The organism is Pseudomonas sp. W2Oct36 (assembly GCF_041060465.1).
GTDB lineage: Bacteria > Pseudomonadota > Gammaproteobacteria > Pseudomonadales > Pseudomonadaceae > Aquipseudomonas > Aquipseudomonas graminis_B.
In genome coordinates this window covers 114,211-139,840 of the sequence record NZ_JAUERW010000012.1, presented here as the reverse complement: position 1 = coordinate 139,840, position 25,630 = coordinate 114,211, and the positions used below count along the sequence as shown (strand labels likewise).

The 25,630-nt window shown below is 61.7% G+C and carries 25 protein-coding genes and 1 pseudogene; all 26 read left to right on the top strand.

What is annotated here, in order from left to right; all coding sequences use genetic code 11:
* The first annotated feature begins 84 nt into the window (after positions 1 to 84).
* Positions 85 to 414: a flagellar hook-basal body complex protein FliE gene (gene fliE / locus QWI18_RS16980; RefSeq protein WP_369319329.1), complete on the top strand. Its 330-nt coding sequence runs from the start codon at positions 85 to 87 to the stop codon at positions 412 to 414.
* Positions 415 to 428: 14 nt separating this feature from the next.
* On the top strand, positions 429 to 2,207 hold the full coding sequence (gene fliF, locus QWI18_RS16975) for a flagellar basal-body MS-ring/collar protein FliF (protein WP_065987291.1): 1,779 nt from the start codon (positions 429 to 431) through the stop codon (positions 2,205 to 2,207).
* A complete protein-coding gene (gene fliG / locus QWI18_RS16970) occupies positions 2,200 to 3,216 on the top strand; it encodes a flagellar motor switch protein FliG (RefSeq protein ID WP_065987292.1) in 1,017 nt (338 codons plus the stop codon). Before fliF ends, fliG begins: the two co-directional genes overlap by 8 nt.
* 15 nt (positions 3,217 to 3,231) lie before the next feature.
* The gene (fliH, locus tag QWI18_RS16965; RefSeq protein ID WP_065987293.1) at positions 3,232 to 4,047 is read left to right on the top strand and encodes a flagellar assembly protein FliH; all 816 of its coding nucleotides are present in this window, start codon (positions 3,232 to 3,234) and stop codon (positions 4,045 to 4,047) included.
* Complete coding sequence (fliI, locus tag QWI18_RS16960; protein WP_065987294.1) at positions 4,037 to 5,395, top strand: flagellar protein export ATPase FliI; 1,359 nt, start codon at positions 4,037 to 4,039, stop codon at positions 5,393 to 5,395. Before fliH ends, fliI begins: the two co-directional genes overlap by 11 nt.
* 6 nt (positions 5,396 to 5,401) lie before the next feature.
* A complete protein-coding gene (gene fliJ / locus QWI18_RS16955; protein WP_065987295.1) occupies positions 5,402 to 5,851 on the top strand; it encodes a flagellar export protein FliJ in 450 nt (149 codons plus the stop codon).
* A gap of 899 nt (positions 5,852 to 6,750) precedes the next feature.
* Entirely contained in the window at positions 6,751 to 7,065 is a 315-nt protein-coding gene (locus QWI18_RS16950; protein ID WP_369319328.1) for an STAS domain-containing protein, read from the top strand.
* Positions 7,065 to 8,774 carry a fused response regulator/phosphatase gene (locus QWI18_RS16945; RefSeq protein WP_065987297.1) on the top strand — a complete coding sequence of 570 codons (1,710 nt, stop codon included), beginning with the start codon at positions 7,065 to 7,067 and terminating at the stop codon, positions 8,772 to 8,774. The genes QWI18_RS16950 and QWI18_RS16945 overlap by 1 nt, the downstream gene beginning before the upstream one ends.
* Before the next feature lie 29 nt (positions 8,775 to 8,803).
* Entirely contained in the window at positions 8,804 to 9,196 is a 393-nt protein-coding gene (locus QWI18_RS16940) for an Hpt domain-containing protein (protein WP_369319327.1), read from the top strand.
* A gap of 116 nt (positions 9,197 to 9,312) precedes the next feature.
* Positions 9,313 to 10,740, top strand: coding sequence for a flagellar hook-length control protein FliK (locus QWI18_RS16935; protein ID WP_369319326.1), 1,428 nt, complete (start codon positions 9,313 to 9,315; stop codon positions 10,738 to 10,740).
* A 237-nt stretch (positions 10,741 to 10,977) separates the two neighbouring features.
* On the top strand, positions 10,978 to 11,484 hold the full coding sequence (gene fliL / locus QWI18_RS16930) for a flagellar basal body-associated protein FliL (protein WP_192130034.1): 507 nt from the start codon (positions 10,978 to 10,980) through the stop codon (positions 11,482 to 11,484).
* A 9-nt stretch (positions 11,485 to 11,493) separates the two neighbouring features.
* A complete protein-coding gene (gene fliM / locus QWI18_RS16925; protein ID WP_065987300.1) occupies positions 11,494 to 12,462 on the top strand; it encodes a flagellar motor switch protein FliM in 969 nt (322 codons plus the stop codon).
* Positions 12,463 to 12,524: 62 nt separating this feature from the next.
* Positions 12,525 to 12,983 carry a flagellar motor switch protein FliN gene (gene fliN, locus QWI18_RS16920; RefSeq protein WP_192130035.1) on the top strand — a complete coding sequence of 153 codons (459 nt, stop codon included), beginning with the start codon at positions 12,525 to 12,527 and terminating at the stop codon, positions 12,981 to 12,983.
* 9 nt (positions 12,984 to 12,992) lie between these two features.
* Positions 12,993 to 13,466, top strand: a pseudogene (gene fliO, locus QWI18_RS16915) (flagellar biosynthetic protein FliO); the annotation flags it as partial.
* A gap of 119 nt (positions 13,467 to 13,585) precedes the next feature.
* A complete protein-coding gene (gene fliP / locus QWI18_RS16910) occupies positions 13,586 to 14,329 on the top strand; it encodes a flagellar type III secretion system pore protein FliP (protein WP_065987303.1) in 744 nt (247 codons plus the stop codon).
* Between the two features lie 25 nt (positions 14,330 to 14,354).
* Positions 14,355 to 14,624, top strand: coding sequence for a flagellar biosynthesis protein FliQ (gene fliQ, locus QWI18_RS16905; protein WP_065987304.1), 270 nt, complete (start codon positions 14,355 to 14,357; stop codon positions 14,622 to 14,624).
* Between the two features lie 7 nt (positions 14,625 to 14,631).
* Complete coding sequence (gene fliR, locus QWI18_RS16900; protein ID WP_065987305.1) at positions 14,632 to 15,417, top strand: flagellar biosynthetic protein FliR; 786 nt, start codon at positions 14,632 to 14,634, stop codon at positions 15,415 to 15,417.
* A 1-nt stretch (position 15,418) separates the two neighbouring features.
* Positions 15,419 to 16,558 carry a flagellar biosynthesis protein FlhB gene (gene flhB, locus QWI18_RS16895; RefSeq protein WP_369319325.1) on the top strand — a complete coding sequence of 380 codons (1,140 nt, stop codon included), beginning with the start codon at positions 15,419 to 15,421 and terminating at the stop codon, positions 16,556 to 16,558.
* Between the two features lie 739 nt (positions 16,559 to 17,297).
* Positions 17,298 to 17,873 (top strand): sigma-70 family RNA polymerase sigma factor, encoded by a 576-nt coding sequence (locus QWI18_RS16890; RefSeq protein ID WP_197985812.1) that lies wholly within the window; start codon positions 17,298 to 17,300, stop codon positions 17,871 to 17,873.
* Between the two features lie 11 nt (positions 17,874 to 17,884).
* Positions 17,885 to 18,589, top strand: coding sequence for an anti-sigma factor (locus tag QWI18_RS16885; protein ID WP_369319324.1), 705 nt, complete (start codon positions 17,885 to 17,887; stop codon positions 18,587 to 18,589).
* Positions 18,590 to 18,663: 74 nt separating this feature from the next.
* Complete coding sequence (locus QWI18_RS16880) at positions 18,664 to 19,221, top strand: fasciclin domain-containing protein (RefSeq protein WP_192130037.1); 558 nt, start codon at positions 18,664 to 18,666, stop codon at positions 19,219 to 19,221.
* 236 nt (positions 19,222 to 19,457) lie between these two features.
* On the top strand, positions 19,458 to 20,000 hold the full coding sequence (locus tag QWI18_RS16875; RefSeq protein WP_369319323.1) for a DUF3455 domain-containing protein: 543 nt from the start codon (positions 19,458 to 19,460) through the stop codon (positions 19,998 to 20,000).
* Between the two features lie 111 nt (positions 20,001 to 20,111).
* Positions 20,112 to 20,675: a sigma-70 family RNA polymerase sigma factor gene (locus QWI18_RS16870; RefSeq protein ID WP_369319322.1), complete on the top strand. Its 564-nt coding sequence runs from the start codon at positions 20,112 to 20,114 to the stop codon at positions 20,673 to 20,675.
* Positions 20,672 to 21,403, top strand: coding sequence for an anti-sigma factor (locus QWI18_RS16865; RefSeq protein WP_369319321.1), 732 nt, complete (start codon positions 20,672 to 20,674; stop codon positions 21,401 to 21,403). Before QWI18_RS16870 ends, QWI18_RS16865 begins: the two co-directional genes overlap by 4 nt.
* A 683-nt stretch (positions 21,404 to 22,086) precedes the next feature.
* The gene (gene flhA, locus QWI18_RS16860) at positions 22,087 to 24,216 is read left to right on the top strand and encodes a flagellar biosynthesis protein FlhA (RefSeq protein ID WP_065987309.1); all 2,130 of its coding nucleotides are present in this window, start codon (positions 22,087 to 22,089) and stop codon (positions 24,214 to 24,216) included.
* A gap of 11 nt (positions 24,217 to 24,227) precedes the next feature.
* Positions 24,228 to 25,571: a flagellar biosynthesis protein FlhF gene (gene flhF / locus QWI18_RS16855; RefSeq protein ID WP_065987310.1), complete on the top strand. Its 1,344-nt coding sequence runs from the start codon at positions 24,228 to 24,230 to the stop codon at positions 25,569 to 25,571.
* Positions 25,572 to 25,630: the final 59 nt, after the last annotated feature.

Sequence of the window (25,630 nt, the reverse complement as noted above, 5' to 3'; positions counted from 1 at the left end):
TATTGGTCTGGCACCCTTGTTGCTAATGCTTAGGTAACCGCTGAATCCGTGTCAAAAATTTGCGGCCCTTTTGAGAGAAACGTCATGACCCAAGGTGTTGAATTTAATCGCTTGATGTTGGACATGCGCTCCATGCAGATGGACGCCATGGCTCAGCCCAAGGCCATCGCAGCGCCAGAACAGGCCGGTGCGAGCAGTTTCGCTGCCATGCTCGGCATGGCGGTGAACAAGGTCAACGACACCCAGCAGGCGTCGAATCAGCTGTCGACCGCTTTCGAGATGGGCAAGAGCGGCGTGGACCTCACCGACGTGATGATCTCCTCGCAGAAAGCCAGCGTGTCGTTTCAGGCGCTGACCCAGGTACGCAACAAGCTGGTTCAGGCGTACCAAGACATCATGCAAATGCCGGTTTGAGGACGATTTAAGTCATGGCCGAAGCCGTCGTCGATAACGTACCTGCCAAAACGGGTGCGCCAGGAAGCAAGCCGCCAATGTTCGGGCTGGCCTTCCTGCAAAATCTCTCCGAGATGACCATGCTGCGTCAGGTCGGCCTCATGGTCGGTCTGGCTGCCAGCGTGGCGATTGGTTTTGCCGTCGTGCTTTGGTCGCAGCAGCCCGATTACAAGCCGCTGTATGGCAGCCTGTCGGGTGTCGACACCAAGCAGGTCATGGACACGTTGGCCCAGGCCGACATTCCCTACACCGTCGAGCCCAATTCCGGCGCGCTGCTGGTGAAGTCCGAGGACCTGTCCCGTGCCCGCATCAAGCTGGCGGGTGCCGGTATCGCCCAGACCGACGGCAACGTCGGTTTCGAAATCCTCGACAAGGATCAAGGCCTGGGGACCAGCCAGTTCATGGAGGCCACTCGTTACCGTCGTGGCCTGGAAGGCGAACTGGCGCGGACCATCTCCAGCCTCAACAACGTCAAGGGCGCTCGTGTTCACCTGGCGATTCCGAAGAGCTCGGTGTTCGTGCGTGACGATCGCAAGCCCAGCGCTTCGATTCTGGTTGAGCTGTATGCCGGTCGTTCGCTGGAGCCGGGTCAGGTGCTGGCGATCATGAACCTGGTCGCCACCAGCGTCCCGGAACTGAACAAGTCGCAGATTTCTGTCGTCGATCAGAAGGGCAATCTGCTCTCCGATCAGGCCGAGAACTCCGAGCTGTCCATGGCCGGCAAGCAATTCGATTACACCCGCCGCATGGAAAGCATGCTGACTCAGCGTGTGCAGAACATTCTGCAGCCGGTGCTGGGCAATGACCGCTACAAGGCAGAAGTGTCGGCAGACGTTGATTTCAGCGCCGTCGAATCCACCGCCGAAAGCTTCAACCCGGACACGCCTGCGCTGCGCAGTGAGCAGACGGTCAACGAACAGCGCTCCAGCAGCAGCGGTTCAGGGGGCGTACCCGGTGCGCTGAGCAACCAGCCGCCAGGCCCGGCAACGGCGCCACAGAACGCCGCCGCCGGTGCTGCCGGAGCCGCGGGCGCCATCGCCCCGGGCCAACCGCTGCTCGACGCCAACGGCCAACAGATCATGGACCCGGCCACCGGTCAGCCGATGCTGGCGCCGTACCCGGCGGACAAGCGTAACCAGTCGACCAAGAACTTCGAGCTCGACCGTTCCATCAGCCACACCAAGCAGCAGCAGGGCAAGGTCAATCGTCTGTCGGTCGCCGTGGTGGTCGATGATCAGGTTAAGGTCAACCCGGCCAATGGCGAAACCACCATGGTGCCGTGGACCGCCGAGCAACTGGCGCGCTTCACCCGTCTGGTGCAGGACGCCGTTGGCTTCGATGCCAGCCGTGGCGATAGCGTCAGCGTGATCAACGTGCCGTTCTCCACCGATCGCGGCGAAGTGATCCCGGATATTCCGTTCTACTCGCAGTCGTGGTTCTGGGACATCGTCAAACAGGCCATGGGCGTGCTGTTCATCCTGGTGCTGGTGTTCGGTGTGCTCCGTCCGGTGCTCAAGGGCATCACCAATCCGCAAGGCAAGCGCCTCGACGGCGACTCCGAGCTGGGCGGCATGGTCGGGATGGACGGTGAATTGGCAAACGACCGCGTCAGTCTGGGCGGTCCGCAAAGTATTCTGTTGCCGAGCCCTACCGAGGGTTATGACGCACAGCTCAACGCAATCAAGAGCCTTGTGGCCGAGGATCCGGCGCGTGTAGCCCAGGTCGTCAAAGAGTGGATCAACGCTGATGAGTGATAGAGCTGCTGCACTTAAATTGACCCGCGTGGACAAGGCCGCGATTCTGCTCCTCACCCTGGGTGAGACGGACGCCGCGCAGGTCTTGCGTCACATGGGACCCAAAGAGGTTCAACGGGTGGGCGTGGCCATGGCGCAGATGCGCAATGTGCACCGCGAGCAGGTCGAACAGGTGATGAGCGAGTTCGTCGACGTGGTCGGCGATCAGACCGGTGTCGGCATCGGCTCGGACGGCTACATCCGCAAGATGCTCACCCAGGCACTGGGCGAGGACAAGGCCAACGGCCTCATCGACCGGATTCTGCTGGGCGGCAACACCAGCGGTCTCGACAGCCTGAAGTGGATGGAACCGCGCGCGGTGGCCGACGTCATCCGTTTCGAGCACCCGCAGATTCAAGCCATCGTCGTCGCCTACCTGGACGCCGATCAGGCCGGTGAAGTGCTGAGCCACTTCGACCACAAAGTGCGCCTGGACATCATCCTGCGCGTGTCGTCGTTGAACACCGTGCAGCCGGCGGCGCTGAAAGAATTGAACCAGATCCTCGAGAAGCAGTTCTCGGGCAACGCCAACACATCGCGTACTACCTTGGGCGGTATCAAGCGTGCGGCGGATATCATGAACTTCCTCGACAGCTCGATCGAAGGCCAGCTCATGGATTCGATCCGCGAAGTGGACGAAGACCTGTCGACGCAGATCGAAGACCTCATGTTTGTCTTCAACAACCTGTCCGACGTCGACGACCGCGGGATTCAGGCCTTGCTGCGCGAAGTCTCCTCCGATGTGCTGGTACTGGCACTGAAGGGCTCGGACGACGCCATCAAAGAAAAGATTTTCAAGAACATGTCCAAACGTGCCGCCGAACTGCTGCGCGACGACCTGGAAGCCAAAGGCCCGGTTCGCGTCAGCGATGTGGAAGGCGCCCAGAAAGAAATTCTCACCATTGCCCGTCGTATGGCGGAGGCCGGGGAGATCGTTCTTGGCGGCAAAGGTGGCGAGGAAATGATTTAAGCGTAGGTGCCGTTGATGTCCAGCTCCGATAAAGCACCACCCAGTGAGCTCATCCGCGCCCAGGATTTGCGCGGGATCGACGTCTGGGCCTTGCCCAGCTTCGACCCGCACGTGGAAGCACCCGAGCCGGAACCGGTTATCGAGGAAGCCGAGCTCGCCGAAAGCGAAGAAGTACCGCTGGAAGAAGTCCAGCCGATGACCCTGGAAGAGTTGGAAAGCATCCGTCAGGACGCCTACAACGAGGGGTTTGCCATCGGCGAAAAAGAGGGTTTTCACAGCACTCAGCTCAAGGTTCGTCAGGAAGCGGAAGTGGCGCTGGCGGCCAAGCTCGACAGCATGGAAGTCCTGATGGGGCATCTGTTCGAACCCATCGCCGACCAGGATGCGCAGATCGAGAAATCGATGGTGTCGCTGGTCGAGCATGTGGTACGCCAGGTCATTCAGCGCGAGCTCAAAACAGACTCCAGCCAGATCGGCACGGTGCTGCGCGAAGCCTTGCGCCTGCTGCCGATGGGCGCGGCCAACGTGCGCATTCTGGTCAATCCGCAGGACTTCGCGTTGGTCAAGGCCATGCGCGAGCGTCACGAAGAAACCTGGCGCATTCTCGAGGACGAGACGCTGCAGCCGGGTGGTTGCCGGGTCGAGAGTGAGCACAGCCGCATCGACGCCACGGTCGAGGCGCGAATCAGTCAGGCCCTTGGCAAAATGTTCGACCAGCTGCACGAGCAGGCCCTGCACCCGGCGCCGCCCGATGTGACGATCGAACTGGAAGAGGCGCTCCAGAGCGCCGAGAAAACCACTTACCCACTGGGTGCTGTCGATGCGCCTTGAACGCACCAGTTTCGCCAAGCGCCTGAGCACGTACCCTGACGCGATCTCCCTGCCTACGCAGCCGATCGTCGAAGGACGGCTGCTGCGCATGGTCGGCCTGACCCTTGAAGCCGAGGGCCTGCGCGCTGCCATGGGCAGCCGTTGCATGGTGATCAATGACGGCAGTCATCATCCGGTCGAAGTTGAAGCCGAAGTCATGGGCTTTGCCGGCAGCAAGGTGTTCCTGATGCCGGTCGGCAGCGTCTCCGGCATTGCGCCCGGCGCCCGCGTCGTGCCGCTGCCGGACACCGGCCGTCTGCCGATGGGCATGACCATGCTCGGCCGCGTCCTCGACGGCGCCGGTCGTCCTCTCGACGGCAAGGGCGGGATGAAAGCCGAAGACTGGGTGCCGATGGACGGCCCGACCATTAACCCGCTCAAGCGCAACCCCATCAGCCAGCCGCTTGACGTGGGCATTCGCTGCATCAACGGTTTGTTGACGGTCGGGCGCGGCCAGCGTCTGGGCCTGTTCGCCGGCACCGGCGTGGGCAAGAGTGTGCTGCTGGGGATGATGACCCGCTTCACCGAGGCCGACATCATCGTCGTCGGGCTGATCGGCGAACGGGGTCGCGAGGTGAAGGAGTTCATCGAGCACAGCCTGGGCGAGGAGGGCCTCAAGCGTTCGGTCGTCGTGGCCTCTCCGGCGGATGATGCGCCGTTGATGCGTCTGCGCGCCGCGATGTACTGCACGCGTATCGCCGAGTATTTTCGCGACAAGGGCAAGAACGTCCTGTTGCTGATGGATTCGCTGACGCGTTTCGCCCAGGCCCAGCGGGAAATCGCCCTGGCCATCGGCGAGCCACCTGCGACCAAAGGGTATCCACCGTCGGTGTTCGCCAAGCTGCCCAAGCTGGTGGAACGCGCCGGTAACGCCGAGGCGGGCGGTGGCTCGATCACCGCGTTCTACACCGTCTTGTCCGAAGGCGACGACCAGCAGGACCCGATCGCTGACTCGGCCCGGGGCGTGCTCGACGGCCACATTGTGCTGTCGCGGCGGCTGGCCGAAGAAGGCCATTACCCGGCCATCGATATCGAAGCGTCGATCAGCCGGGTGATGCCGTCTGTGGTCGATCCGCAGCACATGGTGCAGGCGCAGTATTTCAAGCAGTTGTGGTCGCGCTATCAGCAGAGCCGCGATTTGATCAGTGTCGGCGCGTACGTGGCCGGCGGCGATCGCGAGACGGATCTGGCGATTTCGCTGCAGCCGCAGTTGGTGAAGTATTTGCGCCAGGGCTTGCAGGAGAACGAGAGCATGCAGAGCAGTGAGGAGCAGTTGGCGAAGATTTTCAATCCTCAGGCCGGCGGTTAATTGGCCATGGCTCTGAGTCGCGCAGGCCGTCTGGCGCCGGTGGTCGAGATGGCCGAAAAGGTCGAGAAGGCTGCCGTCCAGCGTCTGGGGCATTTTCAGGGGCAGGTGCGGCTGGCTGAAACCAAGTTGGGTGAGCTGGATAAATTTCGTTCTGATTATCAGCAGCAGTGGATCGACAAGGGCGCCCATGGGGTGTCGGGTCAGTGGCTGATGAATTATCAGCGCTTTCTCAATCAGTTGGAGACGGCGGTGGCGCAGCAGCGTCAGAGTCTGGCGTGGCATCAGAATAATTTGAACAAGGCGCGCGAAGAGTGGCAGAAGGCGTATGCGCGGGTGGAGGGGCTGCGTAAGTTGGTGCAGCGGTATATCGATGAGGCGCGCGCGCTGGAAGATAAACGCGAGCAGAAGTTGCTGGATGAGTTGGTTCAGAGATTGCCTCGGACCGAGCAGTTTTAAGGGCATCTGCCTGGGGGCAGATTGTTTCGCCTTCGGCGAGTTACTTTTAAAAAGCACTAAAAGTAACCAAAAGTGCTTGCTCCTGGTTTGGCCCTCCTGCGTCGGGTTCCCTCGCTCCGGTCTTGCTCCGTGGGCCCGCGCCGAACGGACATCCATGTCCTGACGGCGCTCTCGCCGCATCCATGCGGCTCGGCCCACTGCGCAAAACCTGCGCTCGGCCTGCACCCAAGTCGCGTTTTGTGGTGTTTGGACATTTTGTGTAGGAAGAGCAAAAGCGAGGGCAACGGCAACTGCAACGGCGAGGACAACGACATAGTGGGACCGGCTTTAGCCGGGAAGGCGTCGGGAGTCACGCTGCAAAATTGATGGCGGCCAGACTGGCCTCTTCCCGGCTAAAGCCGGTCCTACTCACACCGCGTACACCCGTAGGACCGGCCTCTTCCCGGCTGAAGCCGGTCCTACCCACACCGCGTACACCCGTAGGACCGGCTTCAGCCGGGAAGCTTTTGATCTGCTTTTGATCTGCTTTTGATTTTCGTACACAAAAATCCCAAACACCGCCAATCGCGACTTGGGTGCAGGCTGAACGCAGACGACGCGGAGTGGGTCGAGCGGCATGGATGCCGCGAGAGCGCCGTCAGGACATGGATGTCCGTTCGGCGCGTGCCCACGGAGCGTCGTCGGAGTGAGGGTATTCCGACGAAGGAGGAACCCAACCGAGAGCAAGCACCCTTGGTTACTTGGGGTGCTTTTCCAAGTAACTCGCCGAAGGCGAAATGTCTGCCGTTAGGCGGACGCTCTTGATCCTAAACGCCAAGTAAAAGCTAACGATTTGCAACGCCTCACAAGGGCTGCTAAAACTCAAGCGTCTGGCGCTGTTTCATACAAGGAATTTGCCAATGTCAGTAACCTCCGAACGCTCCGCCGATGGCCAAGAACTGACCATCACCATCAAAGGACGCTTCGATTTTTCGACGCACCAGGAATTCCGGAGCGCCTACGAACCCAAAGAAAAACAGGCCAGCCGCTACAAGGTCGACCTGAAAGACACCCACTACCTCGACAGCTCCGCGCTGGGCATGCTCCTGCTGCTGCGTGACCACGCCGGCGGCGAACGAGCCGATATCCAACTGATCAACTGCAACAACGACGTCAAGAAAATCCTCGACATCTCCAACTTCTCCAAACTCTTCAACATCGTCATAACCGCCTGATGATCTCGTCTGCCTCCGATCGCCTGACGGTCCTCATCGCCGATGACAACGTCAGCGACCGGATGCTCCTGTCCGCCATCGTCAGCCGCCAGGGCCATGACGTTCTGACCGCCAGTGACGGCGCCGAAGCCGTCGGGCTGTTCGAGCGTCGGCGGCCGCAACTGGTGCTGATGGACGCGATGATGCCGGTCATGGACGGTTTCGAAGCGGCGCGCCAGATCAAGACGCTGGCGGGTGACGCGCTGGTGCCGATCATCTTCCTGACGTCGCTGACCGAAGGCGAAGACCTCGCCCGATGCCTCGACGCCGGCGGCGACGACTTCGTTGCCAAGCCCTACAACCAAGTGGTGCTGGCGGCGAAGATCAACGCCATGAACCGCCTCCGCGTGTTGCAGGAAACTGTGCTGCACCAGCGCGACCTGATCACCCGCCACCATAAATACCTGCTCAACGAGCAGCGCGTGGCCAAGGCCGTGTTTGATCAGATTGCCCACTCCGGGTGCCTGAGCTCGCGCAACATCCGCTACCTGCAATCGCCCTACGCGCTGTTCAACGGCGACCTGCTGCTGGCCGCGTGGTCGCCGTCCGGCAACATGCACCTGCTGCTGGGGGATTTCACCGGCCATGGCTTGCCCGCCGCAGTAGGCGCCATGCCCTTGGCCGAGGTGTTCTACGGCATGACCGCCAAGGGGTACGGTTTGCCCGAAACCCTGCGGGAAATGAACGCCAAGCTCAAACGCATCCTGCCGGTCGACATGTTCTGCTGCGCCGCGCTGCTGTGCCTGAACTTCAAGCAGCAACTGGTCGAGGTGTGGAACGGCGGCCTGCCGGATGGTTACCTGCTGCATGGCGATGGCCGGCCGCACACGCCGCTGATTTCGGCGAACGTGCCCCTCGGTGTGTTGAGCGCCGGCAGTTTCGACGACAACACCCAGGTGTATCCCTTCGGGCCGGGGGATCGGGTGTTTCTGCTGTCCGACGGCGTTGTCGACAGCACCGGTCAGGACGGCGAGCTGTTCGGCGCCCGGCGTCTGCAAAATGTGCTGGTGAGCAATCGCAACCCGGCGCTGCTGATCGAAGAAGTGCAGTGGGCCCTGGCGCGGTTTCGCGGCCAGGCGCGGGACGACGTGAGCATGGTCGAGGTGGCATTCACCGAGCCTGACTTGCTCGGCCCGCCCTCGGTTATTTATACCGACAGCGGCGATTCCAGTCCGCTGGATTGGTGCGCTTCGTTCGAGTACCGCGCGGCAACGCTCAAGCGCTTCAATCCCCTGCCTTATCTGCTGCAACTGCTGCAGGAAGTCCATGGCTTGCGCATGCAGAGCAGCGAGCTGTATATCGTGCTGTCGGAGCTGTACAGCAATGCGCTGGAACACGGCGTGCTCGGGCTCGACTCGGCGTTGAAGCGCGACGCCGCAGGTTTTGGGCTTTACTACCAGCAGCGCGCCGAACGCCTGGATTGTCTGGTGGAGGGTTTTATCCGCATCGATTTCCAGATCGTCCCGGACGGCGAGGGCGGTCGCCTGACAGTGCGGGTGCAGGACAGCGGTGCGGGTTTCGATTCCGATCGGGTGCTGGCGCTGCCGCCTGCGGTCACCCAATTGTCCGGGCGCGGCCTTGCGCTGGTCCGGCAACTCAGCGACCGCTGCCAGTGGTCCGATGAGGGGCGGACGGCCAGCGTGGAATTTGCGTGGGAGGGTCTGGCATAATCCGCGCGTCTTGATCAAGGAGTGAACAAGTGTCGAATAATCCTGTGGACTTCAACGTGCTCAGCACGCTGCGTGACGTGATGGAAGCGGAATACCCGGCGCTGCTGCAGGTGTTCATTTCCGATTCCGTCAATCGGGTCAACGACATGACCCTGCTGTTGCGTGACCCTTCCTTCACTGCCGCCTCCACCGCCTCGCTGCAACGCCTCGGCCTCATGGCCCACAGCTTCAAAGGCAGCACCGGCAACATGGGCGCTACGCACTTGTCCGAACTCTGCCTGCAACTGGAAGAACAGGGGCGCGGGTTGGTGGCCGCGGACGACGCCCGGATAAGGCGGCTGGTGTCCGAGATCAAGGAGGAATTCTGCGCCGTCAGGAAGATTTTCGAAGACGAACTGCAGCTCTGCCATGCCAGCCACTGAGCCGGGTATCCCCAACCCGGCTTTCAACCTCTGACCCACCTTTGATCCAGCCAGTCGGCGCACTTGGCCCGGCATTTGCTTTGTCTCTGTGTAATTGCGCTCTTGCGGAGATTCACATGGCCCTCGCCAACAACCCATTACTGACGGCTTTGACAGCGGCCAAAGTCCAGAAAGCCGGGAATACCTCGGCGGCAAAGGCGCCGGACCCCGTCAAGCACAACACTTCCAGCTTCTCTGACGTGTTCGCCAAGCAGGCGCCGGTCAAGTCCCACAGCGCGGACAACGCGACGGCAAAAGCGGCAAGCGCCAAGAGTTCGGCAGCGGACGACAAGCCCGCCGTCAGCCATACGTCTGCCGCCGATGACAAGACCGTTGCCGATAACGGCAATGGGTTGCCTGCCAAGCCGGTGAACGGCAAAGCGGACGATGAGCCCGGCGCGGGCAAGGGCCACGCCGACGATAAGGACGACGCCTCCGACACCGGCCAGGATCCGACGGTGGCGGATGCGCCTTCGGTCGATCCCGTGCTTGACCCGACACTGGCCGTGACGCCGGCGGTTCAAGAGCCTGTGGCCGTCGCGCCTGCCGTTGAGCCCGTGGTGGATCCGGCGCTTCTCGCCTCCGCGCTGCCCGTGATGCCGCCTCCTGCGGTGCAAGCGACGACCGACGCGACCGACGCAGCCGGCGACGATTTCGATCCCTCTGCCGATCCGCTGGAAGGCTTGACCGCCGTGCAAGTCGCCCTGGAAAACAAGGCGCAGCAGACGGCGCAGAATAACGGCGTGCATGGCGACGGCAAAGGCGGGGGCAAGCAAGACCCGAACGCCGATCCTTCGCAGCTGCTGGCCAATAACCTGGCGGCGCTGGGTGACCAGCCCGTGGACAAGAGCACCACCGAAGGCGGCGGCGACAAAGCATTCAGCGGCCTGCTGGCTGACGGCCTGAAAGACGTGAAGGGCGCCACCAGCGATACGCGGATGGATAACTTTGCCGATCGACTGGCGGCCTTGTCCCAGGCCGCTCAGGTAAAGAACACCACGGCGTCGGCCCCGGCCACGCCACTGCTCAATCAGCCACTGGCGATGAATCAGGGGGGATGGACCGAAGGCGTGGTCAACCGCGTGATGTACCTGTCGAGCCAGAACCTCAAGCAGGCGGACATTCAGCTGGAGCCCGCTGAATTGGGCCGTCTGGACATCCGCGTCAATATGGCGGCGGACCAGCAGACCCAGGTCACGTTCATGAGCGCCCATGTCGGCGTGCGCGAAGCGCTGGAAAGCCAGATGTCGCGCCTGCGTGATTCCTTCGTTCAGCAGGGCATGGGTCAGGTCAACGTCAACGTCTCCGACCAGTCCCAGGGCTGGCAGCAACAGGCTCAACAGCAGTCGGGCGGTGACGGGCAACGCAACGGCGGCAGTGACCGCAGCAGGGGTGTCGGCGGCAGCGACCTCATCGCCGACGGAGCTCCGGTGGATGCCGCTTCGGCCGCTGCCAACGCACCGCTGACTGTCGTGGGGTCCAGCGCGGTTGACTATTACGCCTGAAAACGCCCTGCCAACGCTTGGGCGTTGTCAGTAGCGGCAAGTGGTTAGCGGCAAGCGGCAAGTAAAGGCAAGATCAAAGGCGGTAGTGCGTGGGAGACCCCGGTTTCTCGGGCGCTGCCGCTTTTTGCTGTTACTTGCCGCTCATTACTTGCAGCTTGAAGCCGCCCATTTGGCACAACCCTTGCTCTTCCTCTGTCACGCAACACCGAACCCCTTGGATAGTGACGGATTATTGGCATGGCAAAGAGTGACGACGCAGCAGTGGCGGACCCTGCAAAAAAGGGCAAGTTGAAAGTCATCATCCTCATCGTGGTGGGGCTGCTGCTGGCCGTTGGTGTGTCGGTAGGCGCGACCTGGTTCATCATGCACAAGGCCGAGAGCAAGCCGGATGCAGCTGCCATTGCCGAAGCGGCGAATGCCAAAAAAGAGGCGATCTTCGAACCTCTGACGCCACCCTTCGTCGTCAACTACAACGTCAATGGCCGTCAGCGCTACATGCAGGTCAGCATCACCTTGCTGGCCCGTGACAAGGCCGACCTCGAAGCGTTGAAAGCGCACATGCCGGTCATCCGTAATAACCTGGTGATGATGTTCTCCGGTCAGCCATTCGATACCATCGCAACGCCGGTGGGCATGGAAATGCTGCGCCAGAAGGCGGCAGCCGTGGTCCAGGAAGTGGGCCAGAAAGAGCTGAACAAGAGCGTGATCGAACAGGTACTTTTCACTAACTACGTACTGCAGTAGGACCACGACATGGCCGTGCAAGACCTGCTGTCCCAGGATGAGATCGACGCGCTGTTGCATGGCGTCGACGACGGTCTGGTACAGACCGATAGTGTTGCTGACCCCGGCAGCGTAAAGAGTTACGACCTGACCAGTCAGGATCGCATCGTCCGCGGGCGCATGCCGACCCTGGAAATGATCAACGAGCGTTTCGCCCGTTACACCCGCATCAGCATGTTCAACCTGCTGCGTCGCTCGGCCGATGTGGCCGTGGGGGGCGTGCAGGTGATGAAGTTCGGCGAATACGTGCACTCGCTGTACGTGCCAACCAGTCTCAATCTGGTCAAGATCAAACCCCTGCGCGGCACCGCGCTGTTCATCCTCGACGCCAAACTGGTGTTCAAGCTGGTGGACAACTTCTTTGGCGGCGACGGCCGTCACGCCAAGATCGAAGGGCGTGAATTCACCCCCACCGAGCTGCGCGTGGTGCGCATCGTGCTGGATCAGGCCTTCATTGATTTGAAGGAAGCATGGCAGGCGATCATGGAAGTCAACTTCGAGTACATCAACTCGGAAGTGAACCCGGCCATGGCCAACATCGTCGGCCCGAGCGAAGCCATCGTGGTGTCCACGTTCCATATCGAACTGGACGGCGGTGGCGGCGATCTTCACGTGACCATGCCGTATTCGATGATCGAGCCGGTGCGCGAAATGCTCGATGCCGGTTTCCAGTCGGATGTCGACGATCAGGACGAACGCTGGGTCAACGCGCTCAAGCAGGACGTGCTCGACGTGTCGGTGCCGTTGCGCGTCGCAGTCGCCACGCGTCAGCTCAAACTGCGCGACATCCTGCACATGCAGCCGGGCGACGTGATTCCTGTCGATCTCCCGGAACACCTGGTCATGCGCGCCAACGGCGTGCCTTCCTTCAAGGTCAAACTGGGTTCGCACAAGGGCAACCTCGCCCTGCAAGTCGTCGAACCCATAGAACGCCGGTGACCCTTCGTCGCCGGCAAAACGAATGCGCTGCGTAAACGAATCACAGTTCCCCGAGGACAACCATGGCTAATGACAACGAAATGAATTCCGCTGACGACCAGGCTCTTGCCGACGAGTGGGCGGCTGCACTGGGTGAGGCCGGGGACGGGCAAGCGGACATCGACGCGCTGCTGGCGGCCGACGCCGGCAACAATGCCAATCGCATGACGATGGAAGAGTTTGGCGGCCTGCCGAAAAGCAACGGCGCGGTCAGCCTGGACGGCCCGAACCTGGACGTGATCCTTGATATCCCGGTGTCGATTTCCATGGAAGTGGGCAGCACCGACATCAACATCCGCAACCTGCTGCAGCTCAACCAGGGCTCGGTGATCGAGCTGGACCGTCTGGCTGGCGAGCCGCTGGACGTGCTGGTCAACGGCACCCTGATCGCCCATGGCGAAGTGGTTGTGGTGAACGAAAAGTTCGGCATCCGTCTGACCGACGTGATCAGCCCGAGCGAACGTATCAAGAAGCTGCGTTAAGTGCGCGGCCTGTTCAGAACCCTGTCGAGCCTGCCGCTGCTGGCATTGTCCTGGGCGGTGATGGCGGCCGATCCGGCGACGCCGGCCGCGCCTGCAGCGACGACAGCGACGACGGCGGCGACCACCACGCCAGCGGTTGCCGCGCCGGTGGCCGGAACCCTGAACGGCGGGATCGGCGGGCAGCTGCTGCAGCTGGTGCTGGGTCTGCTGCTGATAATCGGGCTGATCTTCGTACTGGCCTGGCTGATGCGCCGGGTGCAGCGCGCGGGGCCGGCGGGCAATCAGGTGATCAAACTGGTGGGCTCCCGCGCCCTGGGGACTCGCGATCGGCTGGTGCTGGTGCAGGTCGGCAACGAACAGGTTCTGCTTGGCGTCTCCCCCGGGAGCATCACTGCGTTGCACGTGATGAACGAGCCGGTTGACGTGCCTGACCCACAAAGCGTCCAGCCGGAATTCGCAAAGCGTCTGCTGGAAGCGCTGGGCAACAAGGGCGGAGCGGGGCAACGCAAAGGCAAGAATATTTTCGGTGGCGCAGGTAAGAAAGCAGGTACGCCAGGCACGACGGGCGCGACACGTACTACGGATCAGAAGGACACGAACTGATGCGCATTGTTTTGACGCTGCTGCTGTTGCTTGCAGCGCCGCTGGCGTTCGGCGCCGATCCGTTGTCGATCCCCGCCATCACGCTGGGCACCGGCGCCAACGGCCAGCAGGAATATTCGGTCAGCCTGCAGATCCTGCTGATCATGACCGCGCTGAGCTTCATCCCGGCGTTCGTCATGCTGATGACCAGCTTCACGCGGATCATCATCGTCTTCTCGATCCTGCGGCAGGCCCTCGGCCTGCAACAGACGCCGTCCAACCAGATCCTCACCGGCATGGCGCTGTTCCTGACCCTGTTCATCATGGCGCCGGTGTTCGACCGGGTGAACAACGATGCCCTGCAGCCGTACCTGGCGGAAAAACTCACCGCCCAGGACGCCGTGGCCAAGGCCGAAGTGCCGATCAAGGATTTCATGCTGGCGCAGACCCGCTCCAGCGACCTGGAGCTGTTCATGCGCCTGTCCAAGCGCACCGACATTGCGACCCCTGATGCGGCGCCGCTGACGATTCTGGTGCCGGCGTTCGTCACCTCGGAATTGAAAACCGCGTTCCAGATCGGCTTCATGATTTTCATCCCGTTCCTGATCATCGATCTGGTGGTGGCGAGCATCCTGATGGCCATGGGCATGATGATGCTGTCGCCGCTGATCATTTCCCTGCCGTTCAAAATCATGCTGTTCGTGCTGGTGGATGGCTGGGCGCTGATCATCGGCACCCTGGCCGGCAGCTTTGGTGGTGTATGAATTCGTCTGACGTGGAGTGCGCAGCATGACCCCGGAAGTAGCTGTCGACCTGTTTCGCGAAGCGCTGTGGCTGACCACGACCATGGTCGCCATTCTGGTGGTGCCGAGCCTGATCGTGGGCCTGATCGTCTCGATGTTCCAGGCCGCGACGCAGATCAACGAACAGACCTTGAGCTTCCTGCCACGCCTGTTGGTCATGCTGGTCACGCTGATCGTGGTCGGCCCGTGGATGGTGCGCACCTTCATGGAGTACATCACCAATCTGTACACCAGCATTCCCCAAGTGATCGGCTGACCCCTCGATGGAACCTGTGCTGGCGTTGACCGACACCCAGATCAGCACCTGGGTGGCGGCGTTCATGCTGCCGCTGTTTCGCATCGGCGCGCTGCTGATGACCATGCCGATCATCGGTACCACGCTGGTGCCCAAGCGGGTTCGGCTGTATTTCGCGCTGGCGATCACGGTCGTTGTCGCGCCGAGCCTGCCGCCCATGCCCGCCGTGCACGCCCTCGACCTCAGTGGGCTGCTGCTGATCGCGCAGCAGATCCTCATCGGCGCCGGCATGGGCCTGTCGCTGCAGCTGTTTTTCCAGGCATTCGTCATCGCCGGGCAGATCATCGGGATTCAGATGGGCATGGGCTTCGCGTCCATGGTCGACCCGGTCAACGGCGTGTCGGTGGCGACCATCGGGCAGTTCCTCACCATGCTCGTGACCCTGTTGTTCCTGGCCATGAATGCCCACCTGGTGGTGTTCGAAATCCTCATCGAGAGCTTCACCACCTTGCCGGTGGGGCAGGGCATCAGTACCTCGGACATCTGGCTGCTGGTGATGCGTCTGGGCTGGGTGCTCGGCGCGGCACTGGTGCTGGTGCTGCCGGCCATCGCGGCGCTGTTGGTGGTGAACATCGCCATGGGCGTGATGACCCGCGCGGCGCCACAGCTGAATATCTTTTCGATCGGTTTTCCGCTGACGCTGGTGCTGGGCATGGTGATTCTGTGGATCACCCTCGGCGACATTCTCAATCAATACCAACCGCTGGCGGTCGACGCCCTGCAGTTGCTCAGAGACCTGGTCAAGGCGCGCTGACATGGCCGAAAGCGAGAGTGGTCAGGACAAAACAGAAGACCCCACGGACAAACGCAAACGCGACGCCCGGGAGAAGGGCGAGATCGCCCGCTCCAAGGAGCTGAACACGGTTGTGGTGATGATTGTGGGCGCGGCGGGGCTGCTGGCGTTTGGCGGCTCCATGGCGGAAATGATGATGCAGCTGATGCGCGACAACTTCACCATCACCCGCGAGGCGATTCTCGACGAGCGCAGCATGGCGATCATGCTGATGGCTTCGGGCAAAGCCGCGTTGCTGTCGGTGCAGCCGATTCTGCTGGCGTTGACCGTGGCGGCCTTCATCGGCCCCATTTCCCTCGGCGGCTGGCTGTTTGCCGCCGGCTCCCTGGCACCCAAGTTCAGCCGCATGAACCCGGCCGCCGGCATCAAGCGGATGTTCTCGCCCAAGGCGCTGATTGAGCTGTTGAAGTCGTTTGCGAAGTTTTTGATTGTGCTGGCGGTGGCGCTGGTGGTGCTGATGAAGGACAAGGCCGACCTGGTGTCCATCTCCAAGGAGCCAGTGGAGATGGCGGTGGTGCACAGTTTGCAGCTGGTGGGCTGGAGCACGCTGTGGATGGCGATGGGCCTGTTGATCATCGCGGCGATCGATGTGCCGGTGCAGTTGTGGGAGTCGCACAAGAAGCTGCTGATGACCAAGCAGGAGGTGCGCGATGAGCACAAGGACAGTGAGGGGCGGCCGGAGGTCAAGCAGCGGATTCGTCAGTTGCAGCGGGATATGTCGCAGCGGCGGATGATGGCGGCGATTCCGGAGGCGGATGTGATTATCACGAACCCGACGCATTATGCGGTGGCGCTCAAATATGACGCTGAGCGGGGCGGGGCGCCGATTCTGTTGGCCAAGGGCAGTGATTTCATGGCGCTGAAGATTCGGGAGATTGCGGCGCAGCATGAGATTTTGTTGTTGCAGTCGCCGGCGCTGGCGCGGTCGATTTATTACAGCACGGAGTTGGATCAGGAGATTCCGGCGGGGTTGTATCTGGCGGTGGCGCAGGTGTTGGCGTATGTGTATCAGATTCGGCAGTATCGGGCGGGGCGTGGCAAGCGGCCTGATCCGTTGAGGGAGAATTTGCCGATTCCGCCGGATTTGAGGCGTGATTCGTAGGGCTTCTTCAGGATCGTCAAGAGCGTAAAGGGGACTGATTTATTTACAGCGCTTCACCGTAAATTAATCTGTCCCCGATTGCGCGGGGCGGCGGGGAGAGGTCTGCCTAACGGCAGACATTTCGCCTTCGGCGAGTTACTTGGAAAGGCACCCCAAGTAACCAAGGGTGCTTGCTCCTGGTTGGGCCCTTCGTTCCTCAGGGTTCCTTCACTCCGGTCTCGCTCCGTGGGCCCGCGCCGAACGGACATCCATGTCCTGACGGCGCTCTCGCCGCATCCATGCGGCTCGGCCCACTGCGCGAGACCTGCGTTCAGCCTGCACCCAAGTCGCGATTGGCGGTGACTGAACCTTTTGTGTATGAAGATCAAAAGCACATCACAAGCTTCCCGGCTGAAGCCGGTCCTACAGTCATCGCCAATCCCGCTGATTGCACGCTCTGCTTTTTAGTGGGACCGGCTTTAGCCGGGAAGGGGCCGGTCGGGGCGCTGGCGATTTTGCTGACCAGACGCCCTCCCTGTGGGAGCGAGCTTGCTCGCGAATGCTGCATTTCAAACACCAGAAATTCGGTGGATGTACCAGCCCCTTCGTGAGCAAGCTCACTCCCACAAGTCCTTGGCGACTGATCTGCCCTCGATCTGCTCTTGATCTCCGTACTTAAGGGTCGCTCGCGTAGTCGGGGGATTACAGCCCCAACAAAAACCGTCTAGAGTGACCGCAGTCCCTTTCAAGGCCTCTCCACTTGACCATTCGACCGAATGCAGCGCATTTCACTGACGCTCAATCCAGCGCCGAGGCTTTGAATGTTCTGATGCAGGCGTGCGGCAGGGGCAATCGGTTGGCGTTCGAGGCGATGTATCACGCGACATCGGCAAAACTGTTCGGCATCTGCCTGCACTATGCCGGCAATCGGGCCGAGGCCGAAGAGGTGCTTCAGGAGGTGTACATCATGGCGTGGCTGAAGGCCTCTCGCTTCGATCCGCAACTCGCCAGCGCCATGACCTGGCTTGGGACGATGGCGCGCAACAAGGCGATTGACCGGCGCAGGGCCCATCGCCCTCACGACCCACTTGAAACCATTCCGGAATCGTCCACCCACGACGCCATCCCGGAGGCCCTTGAGCGCGAACAACAAGGCAGTCAACTGGACCGCTGTCTAGACACCCTCGAAGAAGCCCAGCAACGCTACATTCGCGTCGCGTTCTTTGAGGGCTGCTCTTACGCCGAGCTGGCCGAGCGCCACGGCATTGCGCTGGGAACAATGAAAAGCTGGATTCGTCGCGGGCTGCTTCGACTGCGCTTGTGCCTTGGCCTATGAACGAGCATCCCGTGCCCCCTGACGAAACCCCGGACTTGCTGATCGCGGAGTACGTGCTTGGCGTGCTCGGCCGCGAAGGGCGTGAGCGGGTGGAGGCGATGATTGCGCTGGACCCGCGCCATGAGCGCACAATGGCGAAATGGCAGGCGCATTTCGCCGAGTGGCTCAGCCAGTTGCCGGCATCCAGTACTCCCATTGGCGCCTGGCGCGCGATTGAGCAGCAGCTGTTTGGGAGTGCCAGTCGTCCGCCGTCACGGGCGTCGGGCTGGTGGAACAACCTCGGGCTCTGGCGTTGGACGACAGCCGCGCTGGCTGCCGGGTTGCTGGCATCGGTACTGATCCTTCAGCAACCTGTCTCCGGACCTCAACCCACACCGGGCCCGGCACTGCTGGCGCGTCTGGATCAGAGCGACGGCAATACGCTGTTTGCCGCCGCGATCAACCCCGACCGGCGAGGCGTGCTATTCGTCAGCACGGGCCACGCCGACTGGCCTGGCAAAAGTGCTGAGGCCTGGGTAATCGCCTCCGATGGCAAGCCTCGGTCGCTGGGCGTGCTGCCGGCCAATGCCTCCGCGACATTGAGCGTGCCGCCGCAACTGGCAGACCTGCTCGCCAGTGGCGCGGTGCTCGCCGTCACCCTGGAGCCGTTGAACGGGTCACCGAGCGGGCTGCCAACCGGACCGGTCGTCGCCCAGGGAAAAATATCTTCACTGTGATGCATCCGTTTCGGCACCGGCTTCGTATCTCTCTCACCTTCATCCGAAGGACCTGAAAATCTGGGAGAACTACCATGTTGACCCTTGCCAAACGCGTTGCCGCTGCCTCCTTTGCCGCTCTCTGCCTCGCTGCATCGCCCGTCTTTGCTGCCGACACCGTCATGGTCGGTGGCGCCGCCATGTACCCGAGCAAGACCATCGTCGAAAATGCGGTCAACTCCAAGGACCACACGACCCTGGTGACGGCGGTCAAAGCTGCAGGTCTTGTAGACACCCTCAACAGCAAAGGCCCGTTCACCGTCTTCGCCCCCACCAATGAAGCCTTTGCCAAACTGCCCGCAGGCGCGGTGGAGACGCTGGTCAAACCTGAGAACAAAGCGGACCTGACCAAAATTCTGACGTACCACGTTGTCGCCGGTACCCACACCGCCAAACAATTGATGGCGGACGCCAAAATGAACGGCGGCAAGGTGGTGCTGAAAACCGTACAAGGCGAATCCCTCACCGTCATGCCCCATGACGGCAAGCTGTGGGTGATGGACGCCAAAGGCGGGAAAAGCGCGGTCAGCATCGCTGACGTGATGCAGTCCAACGGCGTCATTCACGTGGTCGACTCGGTGCTGATGCCGTAGCCGCTGAACTGATCGTTGCAGTACCCGGCGGACTCTCGTTCCGTCCGCCGGGTCCATGGTCTGGCCTTGCGACGGGCGCCATGTTGATCGACTCAATGCCCTTTTGCTCATTCCTCCGTACTCCCGCTGATCCCCGCGCAGATTTTTTTTCAAATCCCTGCATCCAGTTCGTTCTCCCCCGGGTAGTACAAGAAGTAGCGATGGCTGCTGACCTGTTTATCTAATGGAGAGATGGCATGAACGCTAAAAAATTACTGGGTTCGTTCGGTGTTTCATTGGCAGCCACTTGCCTGCTGGCCACGGCGCCGGCGGCGTACGCACAGATGGCGTTGCCGGACGCGGTGAAGGTTCCGGACGGTCACAAGATTGCGATGGAGACGGTGGGCGTGGGCGAGATCACCTATGAGTGCCGCGACAAGCCCAACGCTGCCGGCCAGACCGAATGGACGTTCGTCGGCCCGAAAGCGGTGTTGAATGATCGCAGCGGCAAGCAGGTCGGCACGTACTTCGGGCCACCGGCGACCTGGCAGGCCGCTGACGGTTCGAAGATCACCGGCACGCAACTCGCTGTCGCCCCCGCCGGCACGGGCGACATTCCGTATCAGTTGGTGAAAGCCAACCCTGCAGAAGGCAAGGGCGCGATGAGCAAGGTCAGTTACATCCAGCGAGTGGCGACCAAAGGCGGTGTCGCGCCGAAGATGGAGTGCTCGATGGCGACCAAGGGCAAGCAAGAAATCGTGAAATACCAGGCGGACTATATTTTCTGGGCTGCCAAGTAGACCAACGTCCCACGTCATGCAGCGTCGCTGGCGCACAAAGTCATCTACGCTGCACCGACGCAACCCCGGCCCCTGGGTCGGGGTATTTCTTTTCGTTGGCGGTTGAGCATTTTGTCCTTACCTGAAGACTGTTTTGACTACGAAGCCTGTCTGGCGGCCTGCGCCCGAGGTGAGCAGCAGGCCTTGCACAAGCTCTACACGCAAGAAAGCGCACGCCTGCTCGGCATCGCCAAGCGGATCGTCCGCAGCGACGCGCTGGCCGAGGACATCGTGCACGACGCCTTCCTCAAAATCTGGACCCGCGCCGGCAGTTTCGACCCGGCGCGAGGCACGGCCCGTGGCTGGATCTTCAGCGTGACCCGGCACCTGGCGCTGAACTTCATGCGTGATAACGCGCACATCATTCAGGTCAGCGAGCAGAGCGAAAGCGCGTTGCTGGCGGACGCCGCATTGGACGTCACAACCGATGTCGACACCTTTGAATACCGCTCCCGCTCAGGGCGCGTCTATGGATGCCTTGAACAATTGGAACCGGCGCGTCGCAACTGCATTCTTCATGCGTACGTCGACGGCTATTCGCACTCGGAGATCTCGCAGAAAGTGGGCGCGCCGCTGGGCACGGTGAAAGCCTGGATCAAACGCAGTCTGGTGGCATTGCGGGAGTGCATGGGATGACAGGTTATCCGTCGAAAGACAGCGCCAATGAGCTGGACGCACTGGCCAGCGAGTACGTGTTAGGCACACTGCCGGCCGAGCAACGACTCGACGTCCAGAGCCGCCTCGCCACGGACACCGATTTGCGCGCAGCGGTGGACGCGTGGGAAGGGCGCCTGCTGGCCTTGACTGAGCTGGCCGAACCGCAAAGCCCAAGCCCACGACTGTGGGATCGAATCGCGCGCAGCGTCAGCAGCCACGACCGCCGAGCCCCCGACGTAGCGCCTCCCGTGAAACCGCATTCATGGTGGGGTCTTCTGCCGGTGTGGCGCGGACTTGCCGGCGCCGGTCTTTTTGCCACGCTGCTGCTGGCCACAATGCTGGTGACCCGGACAGCACCGGTAAACCCCACGACCTACCTCGTCGTCCTCGTCGCCCCACAGAATCAGGCCCCCGGCTGGGTGATTCAGGCCAGCAACCCGGAAGAAATCCAGCTGATACCGCTCGGCGCCACCCCAGTCCCCGCCGACAAAGCCCTCCAGTTCTGGACAAAAGCCGACGGCTGGCAGGGCCCCGTGTCCCTGGGCCTGGTCAAACCCGGCCAGACCCTCTCCGTCTCCGTAAACAAACTGCCGCCCCTGCAACCCAACCAACTCTTCGAACTCACCCTCGAAAACCCCAACGGCTCCCCGACCGGCAAGCCCACCGGGCCGATTCAATTCATCGGGCGGGCAGTGAAAGTGATCTAGCGCTTGGTGGGGACAAGCGCTTGGCGGGGACAGATTAATTTACGGTGAAGCGCTGTAAATAAATCAGTCCCCTCGAGCCGCCCTCGAGGCGATCAGCCGTGGGTGCGGGACGCTAGGCTTGCGGTGTCCCACCTGACGCCTTCCCGGCTAAAGCCGGTCCCACAAAAAGCAGCGCGTGCATTCAGTGAAATTGGTGGTGGTCACACAGGCCTATTCCCGGCTAAAGCCGGTTCTACCAAGCGTAAGCGCGCTTCTGATCTTCATGCACAAAAAGTCCAGACACCACCCATCGCGACTTGGGTGCAGGCTGAACGCAGGTCTCGCGGAGTGGGCCGAGCCGCATGGATGCGGCGAGAGCCGCCCCCCGCCATGGATGGCGGATGGCGGCGGGCCCACGGAGCGGGACCGGAGTGAAGGAACCCCGACGAAGGAGGGGCCCAACCAGGAGCAAGCACCTTTGGTTACTTGGGGTGCTTTTCCAAGTAACTCGCCGAAGGCGAAATGTCTGCCGTTAGGCAGATGCCTTTGATCTTGACTCATCCGGCACCCGACGGAAATCGCGGATCTGAATACTGGCACTCTGATATTTTCAACCCACTGTCAAATGTTGGACCCCTTCTTGCAATAACCCCGATACAACGCTTCGGCGTCAAAAGATTGATTTAACGCGCAGGTGCCCATCGGTGGAACGCTCACAACTCATCTCCCACGCCAGAACCGGATTGATCGGCCTGGGCCGTGGACAACTTGGCGTACCGCTACTGCTCCTCGTCATGCTCGCCATGATGATGCTGCCCATGCCGCCGTTCCTCCTGGACGTCTTCTTCACCTTCAACATCGCCCTGTCCATCGTCGTCCTGCTCGTCTGTATCTACGCCCTGCGGCCCCTCGACTTCTCCGTATTCCCGACCATCCTCCTCGTCGCCACCCTGCTGCGACTGGCCCTCAACGTCGCCTCCACCCGCGTCGTCATGCTCCACGGCCAGGACGGCCACGCCGCCGCCGGTAAAGTCATCCAGGCGTTCGGTGAAGTCGTCATCGGCGGCAACTACGTCGTCGGTATCGTCGTCTTCGCCATCCTCATGATCATCAACTTCGTCGTCGTCACCAAAGGTGCCGGGCGCATCTCCGAAGTGAGCGCGCGCTTCACCCTCGACGCCATGCCCGGCAAACAGATGGCCATCGACGCCGACCTGAACGCCGGCCTCATCGACCAGCCCGAAGCCAAACGCCGTCGCCTCGAAGTCGCCCAGGAAGCCGAGTTCTACGGCTCCATGGACGGTGCCAGCAAATTCGTCCGCGGTGACGCCATCGCCGGCCTGCTCATCCTCTTCATCAACCTCATCGGCGGCATGCTGGTGGGCATCCTGCAACACGGCATGACCTTCGGCGACGCCGGCAAGGTCTACGCGCTGCTGACCATCGGTGACGGTTTGGTGGCGCAATTGCCATCACTGCTGCTGTCCACCGCGGCCGCGATCATGGTGACCCGTGCGTCCGGTTCGGAAGAAATGGGCAAGCTGGTGGGCCGCCAGATGTTCGCCTCCCACAAGGCACTCGCGGTTTCCGCCGGGATCATGATCGTCATGGGCCTGGTTCCGGGCATGCCGCACTTCTCCTTCATCAGCCTCGGCCTGGTCGCCGCAGGCGGCGCGTACCTGCTGTGGAAGAAAGAGAACCAGGTCAAGCTCGCGGCGGTGCAGGAGGTCAAGCGTCAGCAAGAGCTGCTGCCATCGCCGACCCGCGCGCAGGAATCCAAGGAACTGGGCTGGGACGACGTCACCCCGATCGACATGATCGGCCTGGAAGTCGGTTACCGGCTGATTCCGCTGGTGGACCGCAACCAGGGAGGGCAACTGCTGGCGCGGATCAAGGGCGTGCGCAAGAAGCTCTCCCAGGAGCTGGGCTTCCTCATGCCGACGGTGCACATTCGCGACAACCTCGACCTGGCGCCCAGCGCCTATCGCCTGACGCTCATGGGCGTGACCCTGGCCGAAGCCGAGATCTACCCCGACCGCGAACTGGCCATCAACCCCGGCCAGGTATTTGGCAGCCTCAACGGCATCACTGCCAAAGACCCGGCGTTTGGCCTGGAGGCCGTGTGGATCGAAATCAGCCAGCGCGCCCAGGCGCAATCCCTCGGTTACACCGTGGTGGACGCCAGTACCGTGGTGGCGACCCACTTGAACCAGATTCTCTACAAGCACTCTCATGAACTGATCGGCCACGAGGAAGTCCAGCAATTGATGACCCTGCTGGCCAAGGGATCGCCAAAACTGGCGGAAGAGCTGGTCCCGGGTGTGCTGTCGCTGTCGGCCCTGCTGAAGGTGCTGCAGGCGCTGCTCGCCGAACAGGTACCGGTTCGCGACATCCGCTCCATCGCCGAGGCTATCGCCAACAACGCTGCGCGTAGTCAAGATACCGCCGCGCTGGTGGCTGCAGTACGGGTCGGATTGTCCCGCGCAATCGTCCAAAGCATTGTCGGCATTGAGCCGGAGCTGCCTGTGATCACCCTCGAGCCAAGGTTGGAACAGATATTGCTAAATAGTCTGCAGAAGGCAGGTCAGGGTCAGGAAGAAGGCGTTCTCCTCGAACCGAGCATGGCTGAGAAACTTCAGCGCTCGTTGATCGAAGCGGCGCAGCGTCAGGAGATGCAGGGGCAGCCGGTTATTTTGTTGGTCGCAGGTCCGGTTCGCGCCATGTTGTCCCGCTTTGGACGGTTGGCTGTACCGAATATGCATGTTTTGGCTTACCAGGAAATTCCTGACAATAAGCAAGTCACCATCGTAGCGACTGTCGGGCCTAACGGCTGAGGTAGTGAGTCATGCAAGTTAAGCGTTTTTTCGCCGCCGATATGCGACAAGCCATGAAACTGGTTCGCGATGAGCTGGGCGCTGAAGCCGCCATCATCGGGAACCGGCGGATCGCCGGCGGCGTGGAACTGACCGCGGCCCTGGACTACAAGTTGTCTGCGCTGGCCCCCCGTGTGCCGAACATCGAACTCGAAGAAGAGCTGCGCAAGACTCAGTCGCGCATCGTCACCGCTCAGGCGGAGCTGACCCACCGCAGCGAGCTGGACACTGTCGCCAATCGCCAGTTGTTCGTCGGTCTGGCGATGGATGACAGCAAGCAGATCGAACCGACCCTGGAAGAACCGTTTCGCCCGTCGGTCCACGCCGCTGTTGCCGCCGAGCGTGCCGAACGCAACGCCGAGCCTGCCGTCGGCGACCGTGCCTACGAAGCGATGCGCTCCGAATTGAACGGCCTGCGCGAACTGCTGGAAGTCCAGCTGGGCTCGCTGGCCTGGAACCAGCTGCAAGGCAGCCGTCCGCAGCAGGCCAACCTGTGGCGCCGTCTGCAACGCGTTGGTCTCTCCGGCCCACTGTCTCGCGATCTCTTGGCGATGGTCCCGGAATCCGGTGATCAGGCTCACACCTGGCGCATGCTGCTGGCCCATCTGGCCCGCATGATTGCCACGCCGGACATCGAGCCACTGGAGGAGGGCGGTGTGATTGCCATGGTCGGCCCTGCCGGCATGGGTAAAACCACCACGCTGGCTAAACTGGCGGCCCGATATGTGTTGAAATACGGCGCGCAAAATATCGCGCTGGTGAGCATGGACAGTTTCCGCATTGGCGCTCAGGAACAGCTTAAAACCCTGGGCCGGATCCTCAATGTACCGGTCACCCACGTCGACCCGGGCCAGTCCCTGGCACAGGCGCTGGAGCCGCTGTTGCGCAAGCGCGTGGTGTTGATCGACACCGCCGGCCTGCAAGCCAGCGATCCGGCACTGCGTCTGCAACTGGAAACCCTCGCCGGCCGTGGCATCAAGGCGCGCAACTACCTGGTGCTGGCAACAACCAGCCAGAAGCAGGTGTTGTCAGCGGCTTATCACAGTTACAAACGTTGCGGCCTGGCCGGGTGCATCCTGACCAAGCTCGACGAAACGGCCAGCCTCGGCGAAGTGCTCAGCCTGGCCGTGACACACGAACTGCCTGTGGCCTATCTCACGGATGGCCCACGGATACCGGATGATCTGCATTTGCCGCGTCGGCACCAATTGGTGAGCCGGGCTGTGAGTGTGCAGATGCAGGAGGAGCCTAGCGAGGAAGCGATGGCGGATATGTTTGCGGATCTTTATCACAGCACCGGCAAGCGTGCGGGCTAGGTAGAGAAATGACAGTGGAATTTTCCTGCATCGATGGTCTGCCAGGCATTGTTCAGGCA